The sequence below is a fragment of the Candidatus Nitrospira salsa genome, assembly GCF_965152625.1.
The window spans coordinates 181,428-200,880 of the sequence record NZ_CBCUCO010000005.1 but is presented as its reverse complement, the minus strand read 5'-3'; the positions used below and the strand labels follow the sequence as shown (position 1 = coordinate 200,880).

The following is a 19,453-nucleotide window of genomic DNA, read 5'->3' as shown; positions in this document are numbered from 1 at the left end:
TCTACAAGCCAATTCAGCCTTGCGGCCGGGGCGCCACCCGGATAGAACAAATTCAGAGTCTGATCACGATTGCTCGTAAATGGCCAAAAGCGGGCGCTTAATCTCATTTTTTTGTAGCCAACATTCGATCGCATTCTGAAATAATATATTGGGGAATAAAATCATATTTCGAGGGATTTAGCTGCATTATATATTCGTTCTCAATGTGGAATGTTTCATTAATAAACTTTTGTATCACGCCGCTTTCATGTGAAGTGTCATCACATATAATTCTGAAAATTTGCAACTTCTCATAATTATTCGTTAATCTTTTATACAAAGAAACCATGGTATCTTTATCTTTTAATAGACCCAGAAGTTTCCCGTATTTGAAACTCGAAATCCGTTCTTTAATTTTCTCTTCACCTATTTTTATTTTATCTTCTGGCATCTGTTTCGTGCCTTCTTGGTCATATGTAGGTATGGGCCTTTTATGAAGCAAACTCGATAGGATATGGTATTCTTCGCCCCTATCATCCACAATTTCACAGTATCGTCTTAAATATATAAGTTTGATGAGGTCTTGCTTATTGCTTTTCATGTTTTTAATGCAAACCTGCCCAAAACTTATTATGTCTTTCTTTTCGATTGAAACCTCAGTTAAAACACCATCCCTGTTATTTAAAAAGCTGGCACACGGGAGAGGTTGAAAAATTCCTCTCAATGTACTCAACATATCGACGATCGGTTCAAGATCGTGTGTTACCATAAAAACCGTCTTACCTTTAAAACTATTTTGCCTCCGGAACAGCATTTCAACTATTGCGAACTTTTTATTTTTATCAAACGAAGATATGGGGTCATCTAAAATAATTAAATCTGGACTTTTAGACAGACTTTCGTACATAAATAGGACCAATGAAAAAGCGTTTCTTTCGCCGAAGCTCAGGTGTTGGGAAGAGTTTTCTATGCTTTTTTGCCAATCTTTATGTCTCAACCTCATTTTATATGAATTGCCATCCTCTTCTATGTCTACATGGTAATCATATCCTGCATATTTCAGGAAAGAATTAATTTCCTCCTTATGCTTCTTAATTGTCCTTTGAATTTCGATTTTTTGCTGGTTTATCTCTCCTTGTAACATTCCAATATTACCAAGAACCTTATCGAGTGATCGGTTAACCTCTTCTACAATAGCTTTTGCAGCTCCTGAGTTCATATGCGAAAGTAAGGCTAAATCTATTTTCAAAGAACTAACTTTTCCTTGAACATTATCGTCCTCTTTGAATGAATAAAATGAAATATCTTTTAAACTAGTAAGGTTATTTTTGAGAACGTCAATTTGATTTTTGATCTCAACCAAATAGTTAATTTCTGCTCTCGTTAAGCCCTCCTTATTGCAGAAAATCTTGTGAACTTGTTCTTTTGCATCTCGATTAAAATACTGGAATTATTGTCAAATCTAGTGTCTGAACTGTTGATTACGCGGCGACGGGTTTGTTGGTCGTGACTTCTATTCCATCTGTAAATTGCACACCCTTGATCACCAAGACCAACTGCCGGAATCCCCTCAAGCGTCGCCAGGTCTTTTCGGCACAGCGTCCTAGCTTAAACATCATGTGCAACACCCCATCCCGCGTGAGACAGCCTTTGGTACGCTTCGTGCGGTGTCGGATCGTGGCAAACGTTGACTCAATGGGATTGGTGGTGCGCAAACTTTGCCAGTGTGCTGCCGGAAACGCATAAAATGTGAACAGGTCTTCGCGATCTTTCTTTAAGCATGCCGTCGCCTTGGGATACTTGGCCCCATAGCTCTTGAGAAAGAGCTCGAAGGCCTGTTCGGCGTTGGCTTTGTTCTCTGCCTGCCAGATCTCGTGCAACGCCTGCTTCGCCTTGGGTTGCACACTCTTGGGCAAGGCATTGAGCACATTGCGGGTTTTGTGTACCCAACAGCGCTGCTGCCGGGTGGTGGGGTAGACTTCCTCTAACGCGCTCCAGAACCCCAGGGCCCCATCGCCAATGCCGACAGCCGGGGCCGACAGTCCCCGCGCTTTCAGTTGCAGCAACACCTCGTGCCAACTCTGAGTGGACTCCCGTACCCCATCTTCGATGGCCAAGAGCTGCTTCTCGCCCTGGCTCGTCACCCCAATGACCACTAATGCACAGAGCCGTTGGTGGTCAGCACGAATCCCACTGTAAATCCCATCGACCCAGATATACACCCAAGTCTCCTCCTCAAGGCGTTGCTGACGCCACGTCTGATATTCCTCCCGCCAGGTCTGCTTCAATCGCGCCACCGTACTGGCGGACAGCCCTTGAGCCTCCGGTCCCACTAAGGCTTTCAAGGCCGTCTGCATCTCGCCCGTCGAAATGCCTTTCAAATAGAGCCACGGAATCGCGGCTTCTAACGTGGCCGTTTTCCGCACATACGGCGGCACCAACGCTGAGTGAAAGGTGACTGGGAGGCCCTGACGACTACGGACCTTCGGGACCTGAACGGGCACAGGCCCGAGGCCCGTTTGAAGGTCACGCTCTGGCTGATAGCCATTGCCGACTACGACGGCCCGTCCGTGCTCATCCTGCTGATCGGCATACTCAGCTAACAGCTCCGCCCGCTCGGCTTCCAATGCGTGAGCCAGCAGTTGTCGGGCACCGGTCCGGAGCAACTCCGTTAACGTATCCCGGCTCACTCGCTCTGCGGATTGCGTTTTGCTACTCTTGGTCATCGTGGCGTCTCTCCTTTTTGTGGTTGATGTGTGGATGTTTGGCAACACCCATTTCAACCCGAGACGCCGCGTCTTTTCAACTCACCCAAACACTACTTTCAACTATAACTCAAAATACTGCCCTAACCTTTTCAGTATTTCTAAAAGTTTATTGAGATGTTCTATTGATTTATGGTCATATTCCTTGCTGACTGCCAAAATTTTTTCTCTCTTTTCCTTCGTTGATGAAGTGCAGTAGGGGCAATAATTTGCAACTTCCAAGAAGTCGTTTCCATCGATGTGCCATTTTATCCATCGCACGTTTTCAGATATTCTTAGAAAAGGTGCAAACGGCTTCAAATTTTCTGGTATATTTTCAACTTTGTTCCCCTTGCCTACTGCCTTTCCAATTCTTCCTCCTGCGGAATATCCGGATTTCGATCTTCCAAAACTGTCGCTAAGTTCGGTAAGGTCTTTTATAACTTCTTCCAGGTGTTCGTTATTTCGAAAGGTTTCTTTAATATCCGATATCAAATCGTCTATCTTTTCCATTTTTTTATCGAATTCTTTTGTCTTTATAAAAATCTCAAAGCTGTTATTTACAACCTCATTTTGTTTAAAAACAAATTGATCGACGTATTGTTCATTAAAAATACAAACAGAACTAACCGACTCTAAACCATCTATGCAGGGTTTTCCTTTCCCTCCCCCTTCTTTCTCCAAGTACTTAAAGGGTGTTAATTCTGATAAATCGCCACCTTCAATTGTATTCGTAGCGAGTTCTATAGCTTTAACGATAGTGCTTTTACCAGTCCCATTAATTCCATATTTAATATTCAGTTTGTCCTCGTGAATTTGAATTTTCGCTTCATCAATGTTGTTGCAATTGTTGATAATTATTTGCATACAAATGCTTTCCGTAGTTTAATTTCGGGAAAAGAGAGTCTGATGTGGATCGTTTTCACCAAATCTTCTGCAATTCCATAAATATTAGATTTGAAACCTTTCTAGTAAAATGCCTTGCTCTCTTTAGCAAGTTTAGACCTGAGAGTTGGGAATATAGATCTTCCCTCATTATTACGGCTTACCTTAAAAAAATGGTGGTTAAATGATCTAATTAAACTCGTTTCAAGTTTATGACAAAACGATTAAAAAATCGAGATTTGTATTATTTTCATTTCAGCTCAGGGTTTAAACCCATTTTGAAAGAGGGCCGGAATCAGTCCATAATTGAAGGATGGTTCGGGAGTGGGATTACGTAGCTTGATTTTTTGAAAGAAGAATTAGGATACCTCAGAGAAATCTTGCTTGCGAGGGGCTTTCCCCTTAGAATTGATTAAAAACGGACTAATTCGAATAAGGGTTCGCAAATCGTACAATTTAGGCAGCCATTCTTCTCCTTTTTCCTTGGCAGTTGTCCCTGTGTTCTGTTGTGTCGCCGTAGATGCCACTCTTCTTCCTGACCATTTAACCCTGACATGCAGTATGCAAGCTCGTCCTTGAGAGTTTTGTTCCTTCCTGCCAGAGAGTTCCGTTGTATTGACAAGTAACTAAAATTGTCGGTGGTATGACTAAACGCTGGAAAAGAAGGGGGGTAGGCTCTATGCGGATTAATGCACGATTAAATGATGAACAGACGAGAAAAGTTAATTTTTTAAAAGAAGCTACAAATTCTAGTGTGAGCGAGGTCATTAAACATGCACTAGACCAATATTATGAGGATATTCGAAAAACTCAAGTCAACACGATTGATCACTTACGGAAAGCGGGGTTTATCGGGTGTTCGAAGGGACCGTCAAATCTTTCTACAACGTATAAGGATAAGCTCGCTAAGGGGTTAAAGTCCAAGCATGACCATCGCCGATAGGGGTTTTTGGCTGGCCTTGGCCAATCGGCGTGATCGTCACCATCTTGTGGCAACAGAGCGACTGAGTCAAATCCATGAACCGCTTATTACGACGTGGCCTGTTGTCACTGAAACCTGTTACCTCCTTCTCAAACATCTTGGGAAAGAGGCGCAAGTCTCTTTTATGCAAAGCTATACGACAGGAGCGTATGACCTGTTTGATCTGACGCACTCTCACGTTCCTCGTGTTCTTGAATTGTTAGAAAAATACGCAGACCTGCCTATGGACTTAGCTGATGCCTCTTTAATGATTCTCGCTGAACATTTGGAGGAAGGAAGGATCTTGTCAACGGACGATCGTGATTTTTCGACGTATCGCTGGAAGAATCACAGGCCTTTCAAAAATCTCCTTCTCAACATCTGAAATCTCGGTCAAGTATCTTCCTGTCTAGGCTTTTCTAGAAAGTTCAGCTATAAGAGAACCTCCAAATGAGTATGAGTCGAGCGTTCTCGCTCACATTGGTGTCTCTCCACCCCAAGTCGGATAGTGGAATCGTCGTCTATCGACTGTAGGTTATGGGGTGCTTTAGGGTAACGGCAGATTCTGGTTCTGTCTGTGAGGGGTCGAATCCTTCTCCACCTGCTTGTGGGCCTTCCTATTTAAATTGTTTTCGCATTATTCATTGCTCGAAACTTTCTTGTGAGCCGTGTCTCGCACGGTATGCTGCGCCTGTTTGAATGTTATGACGCAGATGCTTTCTTCCAATTAGCAAGGAGATTGTTAGATTCGTCATATCGAATTCCCCTCATTTCTGAAGAGGGAATGAGTGAGGTAGAAATATTCTTTGAGTACAAAAATAGTAAAACGTTGGTCTGTTGTGCCCAAACGAAATTAAAAAATGTATATCCTCCTGTCTTGGATTCATCTCACGGCTGCAATTTTTTGGGTAGGTGGGATGTTGTTCTTGTCATTCGTGGCCGTCCCACTTCTTAAGAGTAGTGCTGATCCTGCACAGGCTCTACGTTGGTTTCTTGGAGTTGCCCGGCGATTTAGAGCTTTGGTGTGGGTTGCCATTGGGGTTCTTGTAATCACGGGAGCATTGCTTTTATCTAACCACGTAAACTTTTCTGCTTCATTTTCAGATTGGCCGTCTTCAGTGATTATCAAACTTGCCTTGGTCTTCCTGTTGATCGTGACATCCATCACGCACGATCGAATCATCGGGCCAAAAGTACGAGTTATCAAACAAAAAGCATTCGCAGAGTGGACAGGCGCAGATAGATTTCTTGTACGATTCGCACCATGGATAGGCAGGATGACGATGATTTTAGGATTAGCGGTTGTCTTGGCGGGTGTGGGGTTAGTCCGAAACTAAACTTGTGCAGTCCGGCATTGTCATGTCCTCGTAGGCGTGCATTCATGCTGCTCTATTCGAGCAATAGGATTTATAAGCAAGTTTTTTCTCTCCATCTTTTCACTGTCCTTAAATAAACAATCTTCCTCACAAGCTCTCCAGTAAAAAGTATCCAAATAGATACAACCCAAATCGCTCAGATTGCTTGAAACGCTGTAAATCTGCCTATTCCTTAAGCACTTTCAGAAAAATACTTTGCTCTTGTCTTGTAAGTTACTTGAGGAAAACATTCATAAAGTACAAATTTCTTGAAGATTTTCAAGGAAAGTTATCTAAAAAGATACATGACTTATCTGTTTGGATACACATGCTCAGATCTCCATTCGCTCATTTTTTAAGCAACAAAATTTCGCAACACTCTTTCGTCCAAGAATGACTAGGATATGAAGACCGTGAGTTGTTTCCAAATCTTCCTTGGACTTGTTCTTGCTTCAGTCAAAAACATATTTCTATATAATTAAATAAATCGACAATTTCAGTCAAATAAAAACTCACCTCTGTGAGTTAGTTCACAGATTGTGCTGTGGGTAATTGTTATACAGAAGTACTTAAGATTTATGGTGGCCAATGAATCTTAAATCTCCGCAGGGGTCCGTAGGAGTAATTTAAAAAAAATTATCACAAAATACGTCGAACTTGCGGGGGTAGGATTTGTATTCAATAAACAAAGACTTGACCCTCTTGTCACCAATTATAATTTCGTCTCCTATAACTTTTTTTTTAAATTAGAATGGTGGGGGCTATTTTTTTTGGTAATTCATCGCCGCCGTAGGGGGATGTAATATGGTATATTATTGCTCTAAAAGTAGAGTAAAGTCGACCAAAAATGTTCTTCTCCCGTCTATCTCTTTTCTCACTCGTCCATTTTTTATTGCAAGAGTATCTTTGTTTCTTGTGTGTCTATTCGCTTATAGTTGTGCAGAAAATTCACCAACATTCGATATCCCTATCAATCAGCCCGAAACGTCCGATTCTAAAAATTCTAATAAGGTAATAATTATTTTAGTTCACGGGTGGGGTGGCAACAAAGTTACGACATGGGGAAATTTCGGTCAATACCTGCTACAAGAACCGAAATTGAAGGATTATCGAGTATTTTATTATCAGTACCCAACTGGTGCATTCGGACATAACCCGCACATTTCAGACGTAGCAAATAACCTTGCGCAGAGTCTAAAGAATTGCTGTTCTTCATCCAACGAGTATATCTTCATCGCCCATAGTATGGGTGGAATCGTTGTAAAAGAATATATTCTCAACAGATTAAGAAATGGGCAAGCTCCGTCGCTAAAAGTAAACAAGGTATTTCTGATAGCTACCCCCAATACCGGCGCGGACTTAGCGAAGTGGGCTAGATACGTGCCAGGCATCCCAAAAGCACAATTAAAATCAATTGGTGGGGTAAATGATTCTTTCCTTCGACAGCAGTTGCGTGATTGGCATTTACATGTGGAGGCAAAATCGCCAGAACTCCATCCGGTGTTGAAGAAAAGAATAAAGACGGTAGCCATTTATGCGACTAATGATGGAGTTGTATCAATAGCGAGCGCGACTGATCGGTTTCCACATTCCATTGCGGCAATTGATAACGATGTCGGCCGAATATATGATCATACGAACATTGTTAAACCCGTGTCACCAAGTGACTTTGTAGTTCAGAGTATCATAACCGAAATATCAGCCCCTCTCCTTTCTGGGCTTAATATCGGCCCAAGAGATCTAAGTAGATCTGAAGAAGAGGATTATCAATATGCGAAAGCCCTTATTCGTCGAGGCGAGTATATTAATGCATCGAATATACTAAAGCCATTAGTGACTAAATATCCGCTGGCAGCTTTTCTTCGATTTCAGTATGGAACTGCTCTCTCTTATATTCCCTCTCGAAGGACAGATGCTGTTCACCAATTACAAGAAGCAGTGAAGCTAAATCCTAGTCAGCATCGTTGGTATTATAACCTAGCCCTGGCCCTCTATTACCTCGGATTTTTAGATGAAGCAAAAGAGGCGGCTTTGCATGCTCTTATTGATCATGAGCACACAAGGGTCAAGTTTTTGCTTGGACGAATTGCATATGAAAAGCAGGATTACAATGAGGCAAGGTACTATTATCAACTAATCGAAAAAGCTAATGCAGATGACGTGGAATACGCGATATATAACCTCTCACTCATAGAATTCAAGCAGGGCAGCAAACCACTTAATTCCATAAATCAGGGCATTGATTCCGTGGATCGAGCTCTACGGTATGCTGAGGCGCAAGACAGTCTGAGCCTGGTTGGACTCTTAGAAACCATATGCACGGATGCTCTTGATTCTGATAGTCCGCTATATCCTGCCTGGCAATCCGAGGAGTTCCAACGTGTCCTTGCTCGTTATCGCTCGTATAGCCAGGCTAGGGATTGTTTGATAAACAATTAGGAAAAAACTGATATGCGGAGGTGTTTTATGACGTGCATTCATCATTTTAAGATGGTTCTCATAGTAGGCAGTTTCCTCTTTACGCTCGCGCAGTTACCAACAGCGTTAGCGCAAGAATCTGGAACAGCGGGTCCTGGAGTTTGTCCCAAGCCGCCATGTCAAGACTCTACTGCTAGCGCTCACGTGGAAGGTAAACTTCTTCGAATTGATGGGGACCATTATATTATCAAGGACCAGTCAGGTCAGCAGATCCGGTTACGGGTGGATGAGGATACGTTCTTCGCTGACAGTCCGAAAAAGCCAGGAGACCATATCTCGGCAGAGGTCATGGAAGGTGGTCGTGCTATTACAATCCAATGATGTTGTTATGAGGAGCTATACTCGAAAGTGGTGTTTGAAGGGAGTTGAAGAGACGCGGTGTCTCGGGTTGAAATGGTTGTGACTAAACACCCACCTTTAACCACAAAGGAGAGACGCCACGATGAGTCAGCGTACCAAAATGGAACAGGAAGATCGAGGCACCAGCGACGTGGAAAAGGGGACATTCTCCTTTTATTACGATTTGCTAAGAGTAGCCCCCGGCCTTGAAGAATATCCCAAGCAACTATCAGAACATGTTTCACGCACGATTTGTCATGGGTATGGAAGAGCAGAAAGGTACGGACCATGTCAGATAAGCAGCCAAAGGGGACATTCTCCTTTATAGATGACGTGCGGGGTTAACTTAACCGTGACGGGCCCTGTTGCTTCCGGCCATAACGAGGGTTTGAAATACGATGGTTCCAACACGTGTGACTATCGCTGAGCGAAGCAGAGAACGTACCACTTACCCATGCTGACTAAAATTCTCACCCTACATTACATTTTTTAATTTCCCGGTTACGAATCTATGGAGTGTGCTTGAGATAAGCGTTTGATAGGGAATACCTTCTTGGGCCGCTTTTTTTTGAATGCTTTCTAGATCACGCGATGAGATGCGAATATTGATTCGCTTGTCCTTTTGGAGAGAATTTCGTGCTGCCACTTCTAATTTACGCTTCTCTTCTCTGAAGTTTTTGACGCTCTCAAATTCACTGCGCTCAAAGTCTCGGAGGATCTGGAGTTCTTCATTATCTAATTTGAGAGTTTTTTTCATTTCAGATACTCCTTAGTCGCTTTCCTGCTTGGGATAATCGTTTTGAGAAAACGTGTTCGTTTTTCCTTCACATATGGTACCAAATACACGTATCCTTCAATATTCAGAACAATGATTTTCTGATTCGGATACAAGGCATCATTGGGATGCTTGATGATGTCCAGCACATCTCCATTCTGAATATGAAAGACCACGTCTTCAAAGTTGACTCCACGAGTTTGTTCGAGAAAGTCACTTTTTTCGTCATTCCAATCGAAGTCATACATAGGCTCTTATATACAGTCTCATGGTGTGTGCCTTTTGTCAACACGCCACAGTAGTTCTATTTTCCCGCTAACTAATTAGATAGTTTGAATTGCTTATTTTATGGCAATGAGGAAAAGAGGAAGCTACCCTTTATCGTGTTTTGGGCCGGCCTGGCGGTCGGTAGGTGAGCACGCGCCCTACCGTCTTCTCTAGCTTCTTCAGAAAACGCTCACTCCCACACGGTAAGCCTTTTTCATATTCCGTCGAATCTCCGACAGTTGCTCGGGCTCATCGCCTTCCGCTCATCAGTTCAACCAATCTCCCACAGCGTGAAGCTTTGCTCACCACAGGAGATCTCATAAAGGGTAGCGTCCCCCTTTTCTCCCCCTTTTCCGTGTTTCTTATTCCTTCGTTGTAAAGGGATTATATAATTTGACGCCGCAGGTTTTAAAATCTTCAGAAAAGGGGACATTCTTCTTTTCTTATGATTTGCTAAGAGTAGCCTCCGGCCTTGAAGAATATCCCAAGCAACTACCAGAACATAATTCACATACGATTTGTCAGAGGTATGGACGAGTGGAAAGGTACGGACCCGGTCAGATAAGTAGAATGCCCCATTTTCTCGAGCATTAGTGTGTGGTGTCGCCAGCCGTCTGGTGGTTGCCTGTCCATGATACATTGCTGCAGGTACAGTTCTAATCAGAAAATTTACAAAAGCGAGACCTTGACGATATTGAGTTCCATATGTACATTGTACATATGGAGGAGTTGAGATTTGAGTGGGATGAGAAGAAAAATCGTGCAAACATCAAAAAACATGGGGTGTCATTTGAAGAGGCACAATCAACGTTTAAGGATGAGCACGCGGTACAGTTTTTTGATCCAGATCATTCAGAATCAGAAGTCCGTTTGATCCTGTTAGGGATCAGTTCGACGCTTCGCGTCGTTGTCGTCTGTCATTGCTTTCGGGAAGATGACTTGGTCATCAGAATAATCTCAGCTAGAAAAGCTGATCCATCAGAGGAGAGGGATTACTGGGAGGCCAGAACATGAGAGCACACTACGATTTTTCAAAAATGAAAGGGAAGAAGAATCCCTATACGAAGTACCTCAAACAACCTGTCACTATCCGCTTGGACAAGGATATTGTGAGCTACTTTAAACAAATGGGGGCTGAAACGGGTATTCCGTATCAACACCTCATTAATCTGTATCTCAGAGACTGCGCTGAGAGCCATCGCAAATTGAAAATACAATGGGCTTCTTGTTCATAAGCTTCTTAGAGGTTAGAGAGTAGCATTTTTAAAATTCATCGCTCTATGTTGAATTTCCTCCAAATTTTCGCAAACACATAATTCTTTAATAAGTAATTTCTTGTTGAGATTGATGTCTTCGTCTCATTCGAGATTTATCTCTTCTCAAATCTGACTGAACGAGGCATAAGGGCGAGACCGCACTTATGCCTCTCTTTTTTCTCTATGCCGCGACCTGTGTCGAGACGGGTTCCAGGTAGGTCAGCAGTCGTCGTCGGCCGGCGAGGCCTGATTGACTGGGGGCTCCGAGTATGACCCACGCTGGATTCGGGAAGCGATACACATCGACATGGCGGAAGCTGTCGATGAAGTCGCGCATTTGCGGGTGATGTCGCCAGCCATCGGGCGGTTGGCTGTCCATGATACATTGCTGCAGATATTGTTCGAGTCGGTATTCATCCCGGATGGAAATGGTGTGGGTGCAGTCGATTTCTCGAACGATCGCAGGCATGGCTTGAGTGCTCAGGGACGCAAGGACGGGTTCAGCGGTGAGATAATGCCGTGTTTTCAGTGGGCTATAGAGTCGAGTGTAGCGTTCATAGATTTGAGGAATAAAGGCATCATGTTTGGCAAGCATGATGATGACGGTGCCGCGATGGGGATTTAAGGCGTTGTTGATGGTGCTAACGGCTTTTGAGAGTGTTCGAGGGGTCAGTCCATACAGCGATTGTAAAGCCCAAATAATATCATATTGGGTGGTTGAGGTGAGTAACGAGGCTTCTTCGATCGGGGTGTGAAAGGCTCGTCGCGCTTGATAGGGAGGATGGAGCACTTGTTGACACATCGACAGGCAATAGTGGGCTGGGTCCATGTAGTCATAGAAGATCGGTGTATCCGGCGGCAATTGCGGACGCAACATATGCGGAAAGGTGCCGGTGCCGCATCCGATGTCCAGAAGTTGTGTTGGAATAGCTCCTTTGGGGAACAAGGCATCCCAATTTATTGCGCTGAGGACTTTTGTATAGTCTTCTTCGACAATGGTTCTCCAGATATCGGCATTCAATGTCCCTTTGTGGTTTGGTATGTGGGTCGGTGCGGGTTGAGAGCTGACGGTTGGTGGCGCAGTCGGCGACGTGAGTTTGGGCATGGCTGGCTCCCTTGTTCCTTCGGTGAATGGAAGATGAGTTCAATGTTTTGTCTATCGCAAAATAAGTACCGCGTTTGCATCTGGTCTCGAGCCTTGAGAGGCTCTCGTATTGTCGCGTCATTATTAGATTCCAATGATATGTGCCGAGATGAGACAGTTTATGATGGAAAATCGATCGGCAGCTCTTGCCGTGATCTCGGCAAAATTGCGCCAGACGTTTCATCATATTTTTCAAGAAAATCGTAAGGGTGTATACTGAAGCTCTTTATGACTACGAGTTCGGTCAACACAATACTGAAGCAAAATTCGTTTATAGTGTTGCTCGCGCTCTGGGTGATGCTCTGGCAGCTGCCATTTCCTGCGGCGGAAAGTGAGATGTCCGGAATTATGTTTGCGAGCGTGTTGCATCATAAGGAACAGGTAGAAATGGCGAAAGTTGTTCGTGCCGCAAGGCAACGAACACCGGCGGCCCATATTGGATCTGTTATGGCAATTTTGGGAACCTTTAATGAGGCCGGGGTGTTACCCCCTGAGCATGATCCAGAGGCGAATCAATTAATTCATACATTGATTCAGCTACAAAGTGTCGTACTCAAAAGTCAGAGTCCTGCTATTCGAAAATGGGTGCTGAACGCGTTACAGGTGAAGTCTGGAGGTTCTTCGAAACACGTTCAAGAAGATTTGCGTCGTACGGGGTTGACGATGGAATCTTTGGAGGCATTTGTGGATTATGGCCAAACATCTTCACCTTGGGATCGTCCGGAGATAGCAGATGAATTTCTCGAATATAATGTTCGGCAAGAACATTGGAAGCTTTTGGAAAAGATTTTTGTCACGGCTCGTGAACAGTTGAGGTCAAGGGGAGAGACTCTCGCTAAGGTGTTTGCGCGGCAGCGTGCGGAAATGCCTGGGTCCGGACGATAGCTGTCACATTATCGGTGTAATGTGACGGCGTGTTTTTGAGCGGCTGATTGATAGCAGGCCTCGGCGATCTCGACGGCCCGTAGTCCGTCTTCTGCGGTAATGGGCATGGCTGTTCCGGTGCGCAAGGCCTGAATGAAATCGTTGATGACCAAGGGAATTGTGGGGCGTGGTGAAAGTTGAAGTTCTTCCGGTGTGTTATTTTTGTGATATCGGGTTATTGTTGACGCCGACCAATTAGCGTATATGTTTCCGGTCTGACCAATGATTTCTATCTGGGTCATGCGCGAATCACTCAGCCGAGAAACATCAAAGTGGCAGGGTCGTCCTGATTCTGTGGTGAGCTTTCCCCAGGCATGCCCTTCAGGTATTTGGAGTGTCGGTTGGTTCGTCTCGCACTGGACCTCACCAATTTCCTCGCCTGTCAGAAACCTCGTCAAGTCTAACAGGTGTATCCCGATTTCTAAGAGCGCTCCTCGGTTATTCCAGGCCTTGATGTCTTCAGACGTATGTGGCCGACGTTCCAATCGAGCGGTGAGTGACAGCTCTTGCCACTCTCCGATGTCCAGTGCCCATTCTTTGAGTTCGGCAATCGTGCTGTCATAACGGAGCGTGTGTGCGGTCATGATGGGCACTTTCGCGTGAGAAGCGTGTTCGACTATTTGACGAGCATCCGACCCAGAAACTGCAAGTGGTTTCTCAATCAACAGTGGTTTCCTATTTTGAATGGCCGCGATGGCGATTGGGAGAGTCAACGATGGCGGGGCGACAACAATGATGGCATCGACTTCAGGGTCTTTGATGAGGGATTGGTAATCTTGGTGAAAGCGGAGCGAAGATTCTTTGGCAAAGGCTTGTCCTTGTGTCGCATCTCGGCGGCAAATGGCCACGAGTCGTCCTGGTGAGTCTGGACCTAAAAGATGTTGGGCGTATCGCGTGCCATGACGGCCTACTCCAATCAGACCAAGGTTCATGGTCATTTACCTAATGGATACACTTGATGGGTGTTGAAATGGTGGAATTTGTGAACATGGCTTATTGAATTTGTATGAAGCAAATTGGGTCTTTTACGATGGCTGTTGGAAAATCGTCGTCACCGACGGTATAGGATAGAGCCTGCTCCTCGCAATAGTGAGTAATCCAGGGAATCTCTTCTACAGATGTCGTAATGAGTCCAGGTCTGGCTAATTTATTAAGGAGGGAGTTGGTCATGGCAAAGACCGTTTCTCGTTCCTGTTGAAATTGTCCGGTTTCAAAGGTCGCCGGATTGGCTCTGCCGTATGAGAGGGCGGAGAGTTCCGGGAATCGTTCAGGATCGTTGAGGACACTGACAATCCAAATGTGATCATATGTGTCTTTCGCTTCCTGTGCATCTGCTGGCGTAAACCATAATCCATGGTTTTGGCATGTGTGGTTCAGGATCTCGACTTCGTCTTGGAGGAGATTGTAGGCAGCGACGGATCTCTTGAGTTCGGAGGTTTCCATCATCAACGGCGAAATTTCTGCAACGCCTGCTCCAACGTAAAGGCTCGTGCCGTTCGGTGCGAGTCGAGCCTTTAAATGTTCGGCCAGCTTGTTTCCCATCCGTTCGCAGGGGCGACGATGGGCTTTCCAAAACGCCTCTCCACCTTCGTCGCAGTAGATTGCCCCAAGCGCTGGATAGTCGAGGTGTTGAAAGATCGAAGCAATTGCCTGACGAGTCTTGGGTTGGAGTTTTAATGATTGGTGGTTCATGGTCTGCAATATCATACTAGTCTAGCGGCTCGTCTATGCTAAATCGAGTCAACGTATCGGGATGACTCATCGATCTTGACCAATCGATAACTTTTGTGTATTGATTTTTTCTCTATGAGACCGGATGTTTCCAGTAAATGTTGTGTTATAATTGGCCTTCGTGAGCTAACCTTTCCCTTTCAAGTCTACATCGTTATGCCGTTATTCCTATGTCCTTATATTGATTGTCTTTTGAGTTTGTTTGGCTTATTGAAATCGTCAACATCACGAAAGTCTAGGAGCTACATTCTTGGATCTTTTAAAAGAATTACGTCGGGTTATTGACCTTGAGGCTAAAACGATCGTTCAGTTGTCTGAGACCATCGGGCCGTCGTTTGAAGAAGCCGTTCGGTTGCTTGCTGCTTGCTCGGGTCGAGTGATTCTCACGGGTGTTGGAAAGTCTGGTCTCATTGCCCAAAAAATAGCCGCGACGTTAGTTTCGACTGGAACCCCGGCCATTTTTCTACATGCAGCTGAGGGCATGCATGGCGATATTGGCATTGTGACCAAAGATGATGTGGTCGTAGCGATTGGGAAGTCCGGTGAGAGCGAGGAGTTGGTCACGATTCTGCCTTTTGTTCGGCGGTTGGGCGCACATATTATTTCCATTACCGCTAAAACTGATTCGACCATGGCTCGAATTTCTGATTTGGTACTCATCACCCCAATTGAAGAGGAAGCCTGTCCTCTGAACATGGCGCCCACTTCTAGTACGACTGCGGCATTAGTACTTGGCGATGCCATCGCGATGACTCTCATGAAATTAAGAAACTTCCAACCCAATGATTTTGCGCTCTATCATCCTGGTGGGCAACTCGGTAAACGGCTCTTGTTGACGGTTGGAGACATCATGCGATCTGGAGGCGACAACTCCGTCATCTTGATTACCTGTGATGTGCGGTCAATGCTCTGTGAAATTACGAGTAAGCATGCAGGGGCAGTCTCTGTCGTTGATGAACAGAATCGATTGCTTGGTTTTGTCACAGATTTTGATATTCGTCGAGCGCTGGAGGATGGCGGTGACATCTTTGCGATGACCATTCAAGAGATCATGAATGAAAAACCATCATCGATCTACGAAGATGACATGGCCATTACGGCATTAGAGTTCATGGAACGGCGAGAACGGCCTATCTCAGTCCTCCCGGTGCTCAATCGTCAGGATCGAGTCGTCGGTATGATTCATCTTCACGATCTTGTCGCCAAAGGCTTGTGAAATTTTCCTGAAATGTCTGTAGAAATTTTCCGACCATCGTAATTTACCTACAATAGTCGTTCTAGGATACGCTTGAGAACTTCTGAAAGCCTAGCATTAAACATCGGAGCTGCTATCCAACCTCATCAAGTGGCACGACAGAATCGAGTTTGGCTTGTTCAAGGATGGGGGTTGTCCCTCATTGCATTGATGAGCGTATGGCCGCAGCTGTTTCACTATCAGGAGTATCTCTTTTTTACATTATTGATTTGGGGCGTCATCTCGTCCTGGAGAAGCCGCAAAAGTATTTGGATCAAGACTCAAGTTGACTTACCCCTTTTGGTCTTACTTAGTTGGATCTTGCTCACAATTCCTTTCTCTATTGATCCATCCCATAGTTTCTCAGAGTGGAGAAAGCTCGTTGTTAACTTTCTTATTTTCTACTGGGCACTTTTAGTTTTGCAACGACAGGTGAATGTCCAGGTTTCTAGAAAGCTTGTTCATCAAATATTTTTTGTTGTGGTCATTGGTGCGTTCGGTGCAGGAGGATATTCGATCTGGTCATTTTGGGAGCAAGGTGGTGGATTGTTGACTCGGGGCTTGAGGGCTGTAGCCCCAGGGTCAGGTAGCGACAGGTTAGCCATCTACATGGTGATGGCACTTCCCCTCGCGGTCTGTCTTATCTCTCTTTACCAGGACCTATGGAAACGTTTGTTTCTCATCTGTAGTCTCGTCGTCTTATTTTTTGCCGAATTTTTCGCCTATTCGCGTGGAGGTTGGCTGGCCTTGGCAATTCAAGGAATAAGTTTTGCCGGATTTCGTGGAAAATTTTCCATCATTTGGCGTGTAGCGCTGTTTTGTGTGATTTGTTTGATATTATTGTTTGCCATGAGTCAAGCCGGTTATCTTGATGGAGTATTTGTGATGGAAAGTGTGTCAGATCGGTTGGGGTGTTGGAAATTAGGAGTACAAGAGCTCGTCTCACATCCTTTATTCGGCATTGGATTTGGCAACGAGATTTTTGGGAGGGCATTCCCAGGTGATCCACCTGGACCTTGTAGTGAACATGCGCACTTGCATAGTTCCTTTATGATGTATGTTGTGGGGAGTGGAATTCCCGTGATACCGATGTTGTTCTGGCTTGCCTGGAAGACATTCAGTCTTTTGTTGCGAGAGACTAGAATGATTATGGATCGTGATGCTGTATCATTAAAAGTTACGATTGCTGTGGTCACCGTTGGATATATTACCTGTAATTTTTTCAATTATCTGTTTACTGGCAGTCTGGCTTATTTGTTTTTTATTTTATTAGCTGGGGGAATATCAATTTCATTGAGTTCCCTGCACGAGAATAAAGGTCATTATTAGGTGATGAACGCGAATCGTACGATCTGATGAGATTGTGGTTGTGAATGGCATTGTAGTGCTTATGCCTTGATGGGTCAGAAAGGGAATTGCGTGGAGGTTGTATTGGTGAAAGTTCTAGCCTAATGTGTGGAATCGCTGGATTATTGAATGTGACGAGCCTTACTTCCAGACGAGAGATCAGTTCTGTAAAGAAAATGTTGCACGCCCAAATACATCGTGGGCCAGATGATTGTGGGGTTTACCACGATGACCATATCATTCTCGGTCATCGGCGCTTAGCTATCATTGATCTTTCGTCTGCTGGACGGCAGCCCATGTCTAACGAAGCTGGAAACATTTGGACTGTTTGTAATGGAGAGATTTACAATTATCGCGAACTTCGTTGTGAACTTTCGGCAGACGGCCATGTATTTTCATCGAATTCAGACACTGAAGTGATTGTTCATGGTTTTGAGGAATGGGGTATAGAAGGATTACTCGATCGTCTCGTTGGGATGTTTGCCTTTGTGATTTATCATAAGAAAGGACAACAATCTTTGGGTGTGGACGCGAGGCAAGGTGGCAAGGATTTTGATGTCTATTTAGTGAGAGATCGATTAGGTAAAAAACCTCTTTATTATTCTTGGGAAGGACAGCAACTGCTCTTTGCTTCAGAAGTGAAAGCTATTATGGCCTCTGGTCTTGTGGCGACAGATGTGGATTCTTCCGCAGTTCAAGCATACTTAATGTTCGGATCGGTCCCAACACCGTTGACTATTATGAACGGAGTCAAATCGCTGGAACCTGCGACGTATGTTCGTCTGAGTCGTGATGGTTGGGAGCAAAAGCCGTATTGGCAGATTTCGTTTAATGTAGATACCTCGATGAAAGAGGAGGAAGTTATTAGCCATCTTCAGCCACTATTACTTGACAGTGTTAAGTGTCGTTTAATCAGTGACGTGCCAGTTGGTGTGTTTCTCTCAGGTGGAATAGATTCTTCTGCCATTCTCTCACTGTTGACGGAAGTAGCTGATCGGCCTCTACGCTCCTACTCGCTGACATTTCAAGAATCTCAATTCAATGAAGGTCCTATCGCACGGCAAGTTGCAGCACAATTTTCTACAGAACATGTGGAATTAGAACTGACCGCAGAGAGTGTATTTGAATCGCTTCCTGAGATATTTCAAGCAATGGATCAACCGACGATTGATGGAGTCAACACTTATTTGGTTTCCAAGTTAGCCCGTATGTCAGGTGCGATCGTTTCCATTTCAGGGCTTGGTGGTGATGAATTATTTGGGGGATACCCTTCTTTTAAGCAAGTGCCTCAACTTTTCCGTTTCTCTCGATTGGCCAATACTGTTCCAGGAGTTGGGAAAATGTTGGAGGCAATGTTGGATTGTGGACCAAGTTGGCCCAAAATACAGAAATTGAAGTTTGTGTTACAAAACCCGTCATCAGTGGAAGCTGCCTATCTTAGTGTAAGAGGGTTATTCCTGAACGAACAACTTGGGTCTCTTGGAAGCGACAATCATAATTGTGGTAACTCGACCACTTTTTCTCCGCTTGGAATTTTACAGCATTTGGGTGATGAAGCTGCTGACTCAGAATTGCGAAATAGGGTGTCCTTATTCGAGTTGAGGAGCTATATGCATAATCAACTTCTGCGCGATACGGATGTGATGAGTATGGCCCACGGGCTAGAAGTGCGAGTCCCGCTTCTTGATCATCGATTAGTGGAATTCTTGGGCACGGTGCCTCCACGCTTCAAATTTACCACGCAGACAAAGCAACTCCTCTTAAGAGGTGTGCCTAGCCCTCTTCCGACTCAAGTCACATCACAGTTAAAAAGAGGATTTACATTTCCCTTTGATAGTTGGTTTCGAGGGAAATGGAGACCCTATATTGAGGAAGTGTTATTTGCAGAGGATGAGTTAACTTTAAATTCTGCAAGTATAAAAATATTGTGGTCCCTGTTTCTAAAGGGGCAAGTGCATTGGTCGAGAATTTGGAGTCTTGTTGTTCTACGTGTATGGTTACGGCAATACAATCTTCGATGTAGTTAAATGCCAG

General features: G+C 44.5%; 19 protein-coding genes. 11 read left to right on the top strand and 8 right to left on the bottom strand.

Going from position 1 to position 19,453, the window contains the following annotated elements:
* Positions 1-103: 103 nt before the first annotated feature.
* The 3 genes from ACWQXP_RS21400 to ACWQXP_RS21390 all read right to left on the bottom strand — a co-directional run bounded on the left by ACWQXP_RS21400 (position 104) and on the right by ACWQXP_RS21390 (position 3,590).
* Positions 104-1,342 carry an AAA family ATPase gene (locus ACWQXP_RS21400; RefSeq protein ID WP_454064918.1) on the bottom strand — a complete coding sequence of 413 codons (1,239 nt, stop codon included), beginning with the start codon at positions 1,340-1,342 and terminating at the stop codon, positions 104-106.
* A gap of 118 nt (positions 1,343-1,460) precedes the next feature.
* Positions 1,461-2,705 carry an IS256 family transposase gene (locus ACWQXP_RS21395; RefSeq protein WP_454064917.1) on the bottom strand — a complete coding sequence of 415 codons (1,245 nt, stop codon included), beginning with the start codon at positions 2,703-2,705 and terminating at the stop codon, positions 1,461-1,463.
* A gap of 102 nt (positions 2,706-2,807) precedes the next feature.
* Positions 2,808-3,590, bottom strand: a complete 783-nt coding sequence (locus tag ACWQXP_RS21390; RefSeq protein WP_454064916.1) for a hypothetical protein — start codon at positions 3,588-3,590, stop codon at positions 2,808-2,810.
* Positions 3,591-4,287: 697 nt separating this feature from the next.
* Here ACWQXP_RS21390 and ACWQXP_RS21385 point away from each other — a divergent pair.
* From ACWQXP_RS21385 to ACWQXP_RS21365, 5 genes are all read left to right on the top strand, one after another.
* Complete coding sequence (locus tag ACWQXP_RS21385; RefSeq protein ID WP_454064915.1) at positions 4,288-4,551, top strand: ribbon-helix-helix domain-containing protein; 264 nt, start codon at positions 4,288-4,290, stop codon at positions 4,549-4,551.
* Entirely contained in the window at positions 4,535-4,954 is a 420-nt protein-coding gene (locus ACWQXP_RS21380; RefSeq protein WP_454064914.1) for a type II toxin-antitoxin system VapC family toxin, read from the top strand. Before ACWQXP_RS21385 ends, ACWQXP_RS21380 begins: the two co-directional genes overlap by 17 nt.
* Before the next feature lie 475 nt (positions 4,955-5,429).
* Positions 5,430-5,906 carry a CopD family protein gene (locus ACWQXP_RS21375; RefSeq protein ID WP_454064913.1) on the top strand — a complete coding sequence of 159 codons (477 nt, stop codon included), beginning with the start codon at positions 5,430-5,432 and terminating at the stop codon, positions 5,904-5,906.
* A 933-nt stretch (positions 5,907-6,839) separates the two neighbouring features.
* Positions 6,840-8,363, top strand: a complete 1,524-nt coding sequence (locus ACWQXP_RS21370; protein WP_454065163.1) for a DUF7379 domain-containing protein — start codon at positions 6,840-6,842, stop codon at positions 8,361-8,363.
* Between the two features lie 27 nt (positions 8,364-8,390).
* Positions 8,391-8,723, top strand: a complete 333-nt coding sequence (locus ACWQXP_RS21365; RefSeq protein ID WP_454064912.1) for a hypothetical protein — start codon at positions 8,391-8,393, stop codon at positions 8,721-8,723.
* 493 nt (positions 8,724-9,216) lie between these two features.
* Here the strand turns inward: ACWQXP_RS21365 and ACWQXP_RS21360 are convergent, their stop codons facing one another.
* Together ACWQXP_RS21360 and ACWQXP_RS21355 are read right to left on the bottom strand one after the other, a co-directional pair.
* On the bottom strand, positions 9,217-9,498 hold the full coding sequence (locus ACWQXP_RS21360; RefSeq protein WP_454064911.1) for a CopG family antitoxin: 282 nt from the start codon (positions 9,496-9,498) through the stop codon (positions 9,217-9,219).
* On the bottom strand, positions 9,495-9,764 hold the full coding sequence (locus ACWQXP_RS21355; RefSeq protein WP_454064910.1) for a toxin: 270 nt from the start codon (positions 9,762-9,764) through the stop codon (positions 9,495-9,497). Before ACWQXP_RS21355 ends, ACWQXP_RS21360 begins: the two co-directional genes overlap by 4 nt.
* Before the next feature lie 739 nt (positions 9,765-10,503).
* On the opposite strand from ACWQXP_RS21355, the gene ACWQXP_RS21350 reads away from it, so the two are divergent.
* Positions 10,504-10,797 (top strand): BrnT family toxin, encoded by a 294-nt coding sequence (locus ACWQXP_RS21350; protein ID WP_454065162.1) that lies wholly within the window; start codon positions 10,504-10,506, stop codon positions 10,795-10,797.
* Complete coding sequence (locus ACWQXP_RS21345) at positions 10,794-11,018, top strand: BrnA antitoxin family protein (protein ID WP_454064909.1); 225 nt, start codon at positions 10,794-10,796, stop codon at positions 11,016-11,018. The genes ACWQXP_RS21350 and ACWQXP_RS21345 overlap by 4 nt, the downstream gene beginning before the upstream one ends.
* A gap of 202 nt (positions 11,019-11,220) precedes the next feature.
* Here the strand turns inward: ACWQXP_RS21345 and ACWQXP_RS21340 are convergent, their stop codons facing one another.
* A complete protein-coding gene (locus ACWQXP_RS21340) occupies positions 11,221-12,144 on the bottom strand; it encodes a class I SAM-dependent methyltransferase (protein ID WP_454064908.1) in 924 nt (307 codons plus the stop codon).
* A gap of 267 nt (positions 12,145-12,411) precedes the next feature.
* Here ACWQXP_RS21340 and ACWQXP_RS21335 point away from each other — a divergent pair, with 267 nt between their 5' ends.
* A complete protein-coding gene (locus tag ACWQXP_RS21335; RefSeq protein ID WP_454064907.1) occupies positions 12,412-13,068 on the top strand; it encodes a hypothetical protein in 657 nt (218 codons plus the stop codon).
* An 8-nt stretch (positions 13,069-13,076) separates the two neighbouring features.
* Here ACWQXP_RS21335 and ACWQXP_RS21330 read toward each other — a convergent pair whose 3' ends face one another.
* On the bottom strand, positions 13,077-14,039 hold the full coding sequence (locus tag ACWQXP_RS21330) for a Gfo/Idh/MocA family protein (RefSeq protein ID WP_454064906.1): 963 nt from the start codon (positions 14,037-14,039) through the stop codon (positions 13,077-13,079).
* Between the two features lie 61 nt (positions 14,040-14,100).
* Positions 14,101-14,799 (bottom strand): hypothetical protein, encoded by a 699-nt coding sequence (locus tag ACWQXP_RS21325; RefSeq protein WP_454064905.1) that lies wholly within the window; start codon positions 14,797-14,799, stop codon positions 14,101-14,103.
* Between the two features lie 289 nt (positions 14,800-15,088).
* Here ACWQXP_RS21325 and ACWQXP_RS21320 point away from each other — a divergent pair, with 289 nt between their 5' ends.
* The 3 genes from ACWQXP_RS21320 (at position 15,089) to asnB (ending at position 19,446) form a co-directional block, all read left to right on the top strand.
* Positions 15,089-16,054 carry a KpsF/GutQ family sugar-phosphate isomerase gene (locus tag ACWQXP_RS21320; protein WP_454064904.1) on the top strand — a complete coding sequence of 322 codons (966 nt, stop codon included), beginning with the start codon at positions 15,089-15,091 and terminating at the stop codon, positions 16,052-16,054.
* A gap of 72 nt (positions 16,055-16,126) precedes the next feature.
* On the top strand, positions 16,127-17,401 hold the full coding sequence (locus tag ACWQXP_RS21315) for an O-antigen ligase family protein (protein ID WP_454064903.1): 1,275 nt from the start codon (positions 16,127-16,129) through the stop codon (positions 17,399-17,401).
* Between the two features lie 122 nt (positions 17,402-17,523).
* Complete coding sequence (gene asnB / locus ACWQXP_RS21310; protein WP_454064902.1) at positions 17,524-19,446, top strand: asparagine synthase (glutamine-hydrolyzing); 1,923 nt, start codon at positions 17,524-17,526, stop codon at positions 19,444-19,446.
* Positions 19,447-19,453 lie beyond the last annotated feature (7 nt).